General features: G+C 39.5%; 6 protein-coding genes and 1 pseudogene. 3 read left to right on the top strand and 4 right to left on the bottom strand.

What is annotated here, in order from left to right:
* The 3 genes from EO95_RS14435 to EO95_RS18815 all read left to right on the top strand — a co-directional run.
* Positions 1-230, top strand: a 230-nt coding sequence (locus EO95_RS14435; protein ID WP_327037171.1) for a YIP1 family protein, incomplete at its 5' end; no start/stop codon positions are given.
* A gap of 146 nt (positions 231-376) precedes the next feature.
* Positions 377-730, top strand: coding sequence for a transposase (locus EO95_RS18820; RefSeq protein WP_052733602.1), 354 nt, complete (start codon positions 377-379; stop codon positions 728-730).
* Positions 703-873, top strand: a complete 171-nt coding sequence (locus tag EO95_RS18815; RefSeq protein WP_394297375.1) for a hypothetical protein — start codon at positions 703-705, stop codon at positions 871-873. The genes EO95_RS18820 and EO95_RS18815 overlap by 28 nt, the downstream gene beginning before the upstream one ends.
* 504 nt (positions 874-1,377) lie before the next feature.
* Here EO95_RS18815 and EO95_RS14425 read toward each other — a convergent pair.
* The 4 genes and pseudogenes from EO95_RS14425 to EO95_RS14420 form a co-directional block, all read right to left on the bottom strand.
* Entirely contained in the window at positions 1,378-1,785 is a 408-nt protein-coding gene (locus EO95_RS14425) for a DUF1699 family protein (RefSeq protein WP_048135794.1), read from the bottom strand.
* Positions 1,786-1,902: 117 nt separating this feature from the next.
* Positions 1,903-2,058, bottom strand: a complete 156-nt coding sequence (locus EO95_RS18085) for a hypothetical protein (RefSeq protein ID WP_200895056.1) — start codon at positions 2,056-2,058, stop codon at positions 1,903-1,905.
* A gap of 27 nt (positions 2,059-2,085) precedes the next feature.
* Positions 2,086-2,255: pseudogene (locus EO95_RS17235) on the bottom strand (DUF1699 family protein); the annotation flags it as partial.
* 787 nt (positions 2,256-3,042) lie between these two features.
* Positions 3,043-8,037, bottom strand: a complete 4,995-nt coding sequence (locus EO95_RS14420) for a PKD domain-containing protein (RefSeq protein WP_048135789.1) — start codon at positions 8,035-8,037, stop codon at positions 3,043-3,045.
* Between the last annotated feature and the right edge of the window lie 1,244 nt (positions 8,038-9,281).

Genomic DNA, 9,281 nt, shown 5'->3' with positions numbered 1-9,281 from the left:
ACCGAGATCTACACCTCTCTATTCGTCGGCAGCGTCAGATGTGTATAAGAGACAGCCTCTGGATTCCTCTTGCAGGCGGGATTTTTGGGGTTTACCAGTTATATCTTTACGTTGTAGGCGGCAGGTTTGTACATGACGTAAGCCTGGAGAGGTCTGCCCTGGCTATGTTTCTGTCCATTTTACTGGTTATTGTTTTTGTAGTGCTGGTTTCTTTAAGCGGCTTTGTATGATTCTGTTACCGATTCTGTTATATTTTGCTGCAGTGGTTCCAAATCTTCCGGTTCCCAAACCCATTTTTTACAAACGGGACTGAGCACACAGGTGCAGAGCCTATCCCGAAACTAATATTATGTTGAAATTATATATTTAACATTATATAATTTCAGGAAATGATGTTCTGTGGAAATCCATAGAACCTTATCTTCCTCCACAGAAACCACATACAGGACAGCCTCATGCAGACTTAAGGAAGTTAATGAATGGAATCTTGTATGTCGTTACAACAGGTTGTATGTGGAAAGATATTCCTCGTATCTATGGCTCTAAGTCAACAGTTCATAGATTTCATCTCTACCTGTGTGAACATGGTACCTATCAAAAGATTTTCAATGAACTTTTAAACAAAGGTTATGACTTGAAGAAAATAGATCTTTCTCATTGCTTTACTGATACAAAGGATGTTCCTGCTAAAAAAGGAGAAACATCGGTTATGATGGCTACAAGAAAGTAAAAAGAGTAAAAATAAGCGTTTTAGTAGATTTAGAGGGGCTAACCCTCTCTATTATTGTTGTTCCTGCAAATGAGAAAGACTCCACGCTTTATGTACCTACACTTAAGAATTTCAAGATACAGAGACCTATAGGAAGCCTGTAAACAGGCCTTCCAAAGTGACAGCTGATGCAATATATGATACAGATGAAATTCGAAAATATAACAGAAGAAGAGGAATAAAGCAAAATTATCGGCCCTGCAAAGTGCCCCTTCTAAAGCTGCAGAAATCACGGGTTTTTTAGTTCGCTTTTCTTAACCCTTTTCTCTACAAATGTACCCGAAGAAGATTCCAGCAGACCGCCGGATGGAAATAATATATTTTAAATGACTTAAAAAAGAGGTTTAAAGTAAGAAATGTGACTCAAACCGCTTCAGAACTGGTAGATGATTTTTCAGCAATATCAATATTAGAGACCTTACTTAGATCTACTGATGCTGTTCTCAACCTCAATTTCTTGATCTAAAAGTTGAAACCCTTTCAGCAGTAATTTTCCCGATTTTCCTCTAAATATTAAGTTGGAGATCAGGGACCGGAAGATTCAACCCCTTTCTATCCGATCTAATCTCCAGCAAAACACCTACCAAAATGTTTTATTTTATTTGAATTCAGGCAGGAATTTCCTTGTTCAGGATATAAGCGACCATTCCAGGGTTCAGCTTGCTTTCCCTTGAAACCTTTTTTTCAATCTCCTCAGTGGATTTACCTTCTATTTTCATTTCTTTAATCTTTTCAATCACTGAAGAGGAAATTGCGTAATATTCGTTTATATCCTTCCTGTGCCCCCAGACATCTCCTTCGATAAGCTGGATTCTCTGCATCTGAAGGAACATTTCTATGGATTTTGAAACTGTACGCATGTAAGATTTAGGTAACTGGATTACCTCAATCTTCGGGCAGGTTTCAACCAATCCAAAGATGTCTTTGTTGGATGGCCGGAAAGCCAGGTGAACAAGGCGCTCATTCGGATTAAGTGTAAAGATCTCTTCTCTGGAACTAACTACTCTTATTCTCATTTTTTTCTCCCCCACTGTTAAGTTCTTTCTTGATTTAAGTTGGTTTTAGTTTTTAATTACTTTAGATTAAAGGGAATAAGTAAAGAAATTATACTGTTTATAATGAAACGGAATAATTTATGCAGACACGAACGAGGAAACTTTCTCCCTCTTCATCTTTTTCTGAGCAGCTGAAAGGCATTCAATTGTACAGTAAATTGCCTTTTCCTCCACATTTTTCAGGACTATAAACTCACTCCCACAAATTGGACATGTTTTTCTTACATACTCCACAGAACATCACCCACTTGTTTTGCTCGTTTTTAAATTAGTTTTAACTGTATTCATATAAGATTTAGGTAACTGGATTACCTCAATCTTCGGGCAGGTTTCTACCATTCCAAAGATGCCCTTATTTGAAGGCCTGAAAGCCAGGTGAACAAGGCGTTCATCAGACTGAGTATAAAGATCTCTTCCCTGGAACTAACCACTCTTAGCCAGGTGTCAGCTTCATGTTTTCATTCTCCACTGTTAAGTTCTTTTTTAATTGTAATTACTATAAACTACATATACTTATTATATATAGTTATCTCATTAAGCTAATATTATTTAGATAGTATTCAGAGAATACTAGTTATACGATATTTGCTGAATGGACCTAAAAAAGTCATAAACGAAATAAAAACGGGTTTTAAAAATTATATTTTCTATTTATACTTTTAATGGCACTCTCTTTCATACCAAAATTTATTTCAAATACTGACTTAACTATTTTAATCAAAATCGCGCTGGCGCACCCCGCAACAAGCTAGAGGGGTATTCGACTGAAAAATCCGAAAAAAGCCCTTCACCAGAAAAAATCACTTTGATCTAAAAGATCGACCCTGCAAAGTGCCCCTTTTAAATCTGCAAAATCTCATGGGTTTTTTAGCTATCTTTTCTTAACCCTTTTCTTCAACAAACGTGTTCAGGGGAGATTAAAGCAGACCGCTGGCAGAAATAATATATTTTAACTGAAGTTGAATGAGTGAAGAAAGTAAGTTTGTTTAAAGGAATGCATGAAGCTGAACTTATATAAACGTAAAAGCTTTATTAAAAATCATACTCTGATAAAAAAAGAAATGAAAAGATGGAATAATTCGGCTCTGTAGAAACCCTCCGAAACGACTGATCCTCATCAACTTAAACTGAATGGCATGAATCTTTTGATCTATTTTTAGCCTCTTGAAGCTGGCATAGATAGGTTTCTACAAAGCTGTTTTTTTCGATCCGGGATATTTACTTACTAACTACGATATATCTGGATCTGGTTTCAGTACTAATGCTTCCTGAATTATTTACTGTTAAACTAACCGTATATTGTCCTGTTTTATTGTATACGTGTACAGGATTCTTTTCTGTAGAAGTATTTCTATCTCCAAAAGCCCATTTCCATGAATCAGGTGATCCGGTGCTGTTGTCAGTAAAAATGACACCAAGCGGTGCAGCCCCTGAAGTTGGAGATGCCGAAAAGGCAGCTACAAGGGAGTTTGAAACCGCAATATGGCCGGTTTTAGACAACGTGTTACTGCCGTTTGCATTACTTGCTGTCAATGTAACAGAGTATAGGCCTGATTTATTGTATGTGTGTACAGGATTCATTTCTGTAGAAACGTTTCCATCTCCAAAAGTCCATCTCCATGCAGTTGGCGACTCTGTGCTCTCGTCAGTAAAATTAACTGTAAGAGGCATGCTTCCTGAAGTAGGGGATGCAGAGAATTTGGTAACAGGAGTATTTAAAACGCTTGAGACAGCAATATAGCCGGTTTTTGTCAGCACATTACTGCCATCTGGATTACTTGCTGTCAATGTAACAGAATAAAGTCCTGATTTATTGTATGTATGCACAGGATTCTTTTCTATTGAATCACTTCTATCTCCAAAAGTCCATCTCCATGCAGTTGGCAATCCTGTGCTCTCGTCAGTAAATCTGATAGTAAGAGGCGCTTTTCCTGAAGTCGAAGACGCAGAGAAGCTGGCGACAGGACCATTTAAAGCGTTTGAAACAACAATATAGCTTGATTTTGTTAACGTATTGCTGCCGTCTGCATTACTTGCTGTTAATGTAACAGTGTATCGTCCTGATTTATTGTATGTGTGTGCAGGACTCTTTTCTGTAGAAAAGTTTCCATCTCCGAAAATCCATCTCCATGAAGTTGGCGACCCTGTGCTCTCATCAGTAAATCTAATATTAAGGGGCGCTTTTCCAGAAGTAGGAGACGCAGAGAAACTGGTGACAGGACCATTTAAAGTGTTTGAAACAACAATATAGCCGGTTTTTGTCAACGCATTACTGCCATCTGCATTACTTGCTGTCAATGTAACAGAATATTTTCCTGATTTATTGTATGTGTGTACAGGATTCTTTTCTATTGAATTAGTTCCATCTCCAAAAGTCCATTTCCATGAAGTTGGCGACCCTGGACTCTTGTCAGAAAAACTAACAGTAAGAGGCATACTTCCTGCAGTTGGAGTTGCTATAAAGGCGGCGGCAGGGACAATATGGCCCGGATTCGAGGTCACAGTACCGCTTTCAGAAACTACAATATAGCTTGATTTTTGCACCTTATTACTGCCTCCGGCATTGGTCGTTGTCAAAGAAACAGTATAATTTCCTGATTTATTGTATTTATATACAGGATTTATTTCTGTTGAATCACTTCCATCTCCAAAAGTCCATTTCCATGCGGTTGGCGATCCTGTGCTCTCGTCAGTAAATCTGATAGTAAGAGGCGCTTTTCCAGAAGTCTGAGATGCAGAAAAGCTGGTGACAGGAGTATCTAAGAAGCTTGAGACAGCAATATAGCCGGTTTTAGACAACGTGTTACTGCCATTTGCATTACTTACTGTTAATCTAACAGCATATAGTCCTGATTCATTGTATGTATGTACAGGATTTTTATCTGTTGAATTGCTTCCATCTCCGAAAAACCATTTCCATGCCGTTGGCGACCCTGTGCTCTGGTCAGTAAAATGAACGGTAAGAGGCGGTTTTCCGGAAGTAGGGGATGCAGAGAATTTGGATACAGGAGCAGCTAAAATGCTTGGGACAGCAATATAGCCGGTTTTTTTCAACGAATTACTGCCTTTTTCATTACTTGCTGTCAATGTAACAGAATAAAGTCCTGATTTATTGTATGTATGCACAGGATTCTTTTCTGTTGAAGTATCCCCATCTCCGAAAGACCATTTCCATGAATCTGGTGATCCTTTGCCCTGGCCTGTAAAATCAACAGTAAAAGGAGCTTTTCCTGAAGTCAGAGACGCAGAGAAGCTGGTGACAGGGCCATTTAAAACGTTTGAAACAACAATATAGCCGGATTTTGTTAACGTATTGCTGCCATCTGCATTACTTACTGTTAATGTAACAGAGTATAATCCTGCTTTGCTATATGTATGTACAGGGTTCTCCCCGGTTGAATGAGTACCGTCTCCAAACGTCCACTTCCTTGAGGTTGGAGCTCCTGTACTCTGGTCGGTAAAACTAACAGAAAGAGGCGCTTTTCCTGAAGCTGGAGATGCAGAAAAAGCAGCAACAGGGGCTTCATACCCGTTTGAAACAATAATATAGCTGGATTTTGTTACTGCACTCTTGTTCCCCGTTTCGTTTAATGTCAACGTAACAGAATATTTTCCTGATTTTCTATAGATGTGTACAGGATTCTTTTCCGTTGAATAAGTTCCATCTCCAAAAGTCCAGTTCCATGAAGCTGGAAATCCTGTGCTCTGGTCAGTAAAACTAACACTAAATGGCGTTTTTCCTGAAGTTGGGGATGCAGAAAATACTGGCTGTGCCAGAACAGTTACTGTGGCAAATTTCAAATCAGTGCCGTTTGTATTGTTTACTGTAAGCGTTACTTTGTAATTCCCTGCCCTGGAGTAAGTATGTGCTTGATTTTGCTGTGTTGAACCGGATCCGTCTCCAAAGTTCCAGTTCCACCCATCCACATTCTTCGAGAAATCCGTAAACTGGACAGAAAGAGGAGCATAACCGAATGTGAGATTGCTGCTGAAGTTTGCAGCAGGAAGTACTGGTTGTGCCGGGAGAGGACTTATAAACTGACCGAAAGCAACAGGACTGAAACCTGTATTTACCTTGGCTGTAACCTTGTTTGTGGCTGTGTCAATTATAGAGACAGTTTTGCCTAGATTATCGTCGTCGCCGCAGTTCGCTACATATACCTTTGTTCCATCCGGTGTCACTGCAATTCCATAAGGATTATTTCCGACTTTCAAAGCAGCTATAACAGTTTTTGTTGCGGTGTCAATTACGGAGACATTGTTACTGCGTTGATTTGCCACATATACTTTTGTTCCATCCGGACTGACTGCAACTCCCATAGGCCATTCTTCTACAGGCACTGTGGCTGTAACAGTGTTTGAACTCGTGTCAATTACAGAAATAGTGTTACTTTCACAATTCGTCACATATAGTTTTGTTCCCGCCTGGTTAACTGTAACTCCACAGGAGCCAGGTTCAGCTTTCACAGTCGCTATAACAGTGTTTGTGGCTGTGTCAATTACAGAAACAGTGCTGCTATAACGGTTCGTCACATATACTTTTGTCCCATCCGGTGTGACTGCAACTCCCATAGGCCATTTTCCTGCAGGCACCGTGGCTGTAACAGTGTTTGTGGCTGTGTCAATTACAGAAACAGCGTTGATATCACGACTCGCAACATATAGTTTTTTTCCATCCGGTGTGACTGCAATTCCACAGGGATAGTATTTATCTCCTACATCCACGGTGGCCGTAACCTTATTCATGGCTGTGTCAATTACAGAAACAGTGCCGCGGCGGCCGTAGTTGGCATTCGTCACGTATATCCTTGTTCCATCCGGGCTGACTGCAACCCCTAATGGGTTAATTCCTGCGGGCACCGTGGCTGTAAAGGTGTTGTTTCCTGTGTTAATTACAGAAACAGTGTTGCTGTTGATGTTCGTAATAAATGCATATGAAGGCGCAGGAGAACCTTTTGGTACAACATTTACTGTAGCAAGCTTTGAATCTGTGCCGTTTGAATTGCTTACTGTCAGGCTAACAGTATAGATTCCTGCTGCAGAATAGGTATGCGTGGGATTCTGCTTTGTTGAACCAGCCCCGTCTCCAAAGTCCCAGGTCCAGCCGGTTGCATTCTCCGATAGATCTGTAAACTGCACAGGTACGGAAAGGAAAACATAATCTGATGTGATGTTGCTGCTGAAGTTCGCTAAAGGATAAACTGGTTGTACCGGGATAGAACCTATAAACTGGCCTGAAGCATGAGGACCGTTTCCTACAAGCATCGTGGCTGTAACGGTGTTGGTAGCAGTGTCAATCACAGAGACGGTGTTACAGAGGTTGATTGTTACATACACTTTTTTTCCGTCCGGTGTGACTGCAACTCCCACAGGATTGGGGCCTACAGGTATTGTGGCTGTAACTTTGTTTGTAGAAACGTCAATTACAGAGACAGTGCTGAAATATTTATCATTAGTAGTCACATATGCCTTTGTTCCCTCCGGGTTGACTGCAACTCCAGAAGGAGCTCCCTCGACCTTCACAGTGGCTGTAACGGTGTTGGTAGCAGTGTCAATTACAGAAATACCCCCATTATCGGAGTTCGCTACGTACACCTTGGTTCCATCTGGTGTGACCGCAATTTCCTCAGGACTTTTTCCTACGGATACCGTGCTGATAACAGCTTTTGTGGTAGTGTCAATTATAGAGACAGTGTTGTCGCCTTCGTTTGTCACATATGCTTTTTTTCCATCCGGACTTACCGCTACTCCCGCAGGAGATTTTCCTACAGTCACTGTACTTGCAACAGTATTTATGGCAGTATCAATTACAGAGATAGTGTTACTGACCCTGTTTGCCACATATAGTTTCTTTCCATTCGAGCTGATTGCAACCCCTTGAGGAGAACGTCCTACAGGCACCGTGGCTTTAACAGTATTTGTTGCCGTGTCAATTATAGATACATCATTGCTATGAGAATTTACCACGTATACCTTTGTTCCACTTGGATTAATTGCAACTCCAATAGGATTAGATCCTACAGATATCGTAGCTGTAACTTTGTTTGTGGTTGTGTCGATTACAGAGATACTGTTACTCTCTTCATTTGCAATGTATGCAAATGGCGAGGCGCCTGCGATACTCACCAACATTAAAAAAGCAAGTACTGTTACCCCCAAAGTTTTATTGAAGGTTTGCCCCCTAAATATTTTATTACATTTCGTTCCTTTCATTTTAGACCCCTTAATATATGGATAATTAAATTTGTTGAGAATTTTGAAAAAACTTGAAATTTGACAGGTTTTTATTACGATAATATAGCAATTCATTGAAGTAAGAGTTTTTTCGGGTTAAGCTGGTTATCATAACCGAATGCGACTATAAGTGCGATTATAAGTGCGATTATAAGTACGACTATAAGTGCGACTATAAGTGCGACTATAAAAATGACTGGATGAATAAGATTCCCCCGAACTACACAAAATAATTGTAAACTCTAAGATAATAATCTTTCTTTTATTGGCTTTATAGAAATCCTCCGAAATGACCAGTCTTAATTAATTTTAACTGAATGTCCCGGTATCATTATATCTATTTTTGGCCTCTTGAAGCTGGCATAGATGGGTTTCTACAAAGCCACAAAATTTGGATTGTAAAAGTGCTCCTTATTTTAATGTCCCCACAAAGCAGACTCAATTATATATTAAAGAGAAAGAAAGTGAAGGGAAAATATAGAAAAAAGTTGCATTTAAGCTTTGACAAAATCAAATACAATAAACGGGATATAGTGGAGACAACGTCCTCTGTTGTCAAAAGGAAATTTGGAAAAGTACTCAGAGCAAGAAAATTCTATAATCAGGTTAAAGAATTAAAACTTAAACTGATAGTTATAACATAATCAATAGTGAAGATATTTGCGTTCGGGAAGGTGTAGCCAGGTCGATAAGTGCTCCTTCTAAAGCTGCAAAAATCACGGGTTTTGTGTCCCCTTTTAGAAAAAGGATTTGGGGAAGATTGAGGCAGACCACCGAGCGAAAAAAGATGTTAATTGATTTGAAAAGGATAAGGAGGAACTTTAATTTTGAATTCAGCGACTCATTTTCTTACGATTTTCCCTAATCCATAATTCACTTGAAAAATTTCACTTCAATTCGAAACAGCCACCGCAAGAAAAAAAGTGTTGATGAAGTTAAAAAAGCCCCCAATGGAGACTTATAGATTAAGCAAAACTAATCAGCCCTGCAAAGGGCCCCTTCTAAAGCTGCAAATATTCACAGATGCAAAAGATCAGAAGTTAAGAAAAAGTATATTCCGGGTCTGAGGTATATTTAAAAAAAGTGGAAAATAAATAAGTGTTGATGTAACTCAGTTAAGTGTCAATGTAAACTCAGTTACACAAATAACACTTAGTATCTGTTTTCTCTGGGTGTCCTGTGGTTAGGAAGACAATCCCTGCAGTAAACAGGTCTTTCCGGGT

The organism is Methanosarcina sp. 1.H.T.1A.1, from assembly GCF_000979295.1.
In the GTDB taxonomy this organism is placed as follows: domain Archaea; phylum Halobacteriota; class Methanosarcinia; order Methanosarcinales; family Methanosarcinaceae; genus Methanosarcina.
The sequence above is the reverse complement of the archived record's forward strand: the minus strand, read 5'-3'. Positions and strand labels throughout refer to the sequence as shown.